The 342-nt window shown below is 51.8% G+C and carries 2 protein-coding genes; one reads left to right on the forward strand and one right to left on the reverse strand.

Annotation, left to right across the window (positions count from 1 at the left end; all coding sequences use genetic code 11):
- Positions 1–193 (forward strand): hypothetical protein (locus SB765_RS28535; RefSeq protein WP_410932345.1); only part of this gene is annotated, 193 nt, incomplete at its 5' end.
- Here the strand turns inward: SB765_RS28535 and SB765_RS28540 are convergent.
- The gene (locus tag SB765_RS28540; protein ID WP_410932346.1) at positions 167–340 is read right to left on the reverse strand and encodes a hypothetical protein; all 174 of its coding nucleotides are present in this window, start codon (positions 338–340) and stop codon (positions 167–169) included. The genes SB765_RS28535 and SB765_RS28540 overlap by 27 nt on opposite strands.
- Positions 341–342: the final 2 nt, after the last annotated feature.

Genomic DNA, 342 nt, shown 5'->3' on the forward strand with positions numbered 1-342 from the left:
TGAGAACAACCATCTGAAAGAACAGCAGAACGGCTGGCAGGAACGTCTGCAGGCCCTGCTGGGTCGCATGGAAGAGGTCCGATTACGCTTCATCTTTCGCGTAATTTCTTTACTGTGTAGGCCAACAGGTAACGCAGAAAAAAGGCACCTTGCGGTGCCTTTCTTATCATTCAATATCCAGCGGATCTTCTGAAAGAATAATCCCGGTATTGTCGGCATAAAGATGGTCGCCGGAGAAGAAGGTGACACCGCCAAAATTGACGCGGACATCGCTTTCGCCAATGCCTTCGCCAGCGGCACCAACCGGAATTGCCGCCATCGCCTGGATGCCGATATCCAACT

It is taken from the genome of Pseudomonas sp. SIMBA_067 (assembly GCF_046534675.1).
GTDB classification, from domain to species: domain Bacteria; phylum Pseudomonadota; class Gammaproteobacteria; order Pseudomonadales; family Pseudomonadaceae; genus Aquipseudomonas; species Aquipseudomonas putida.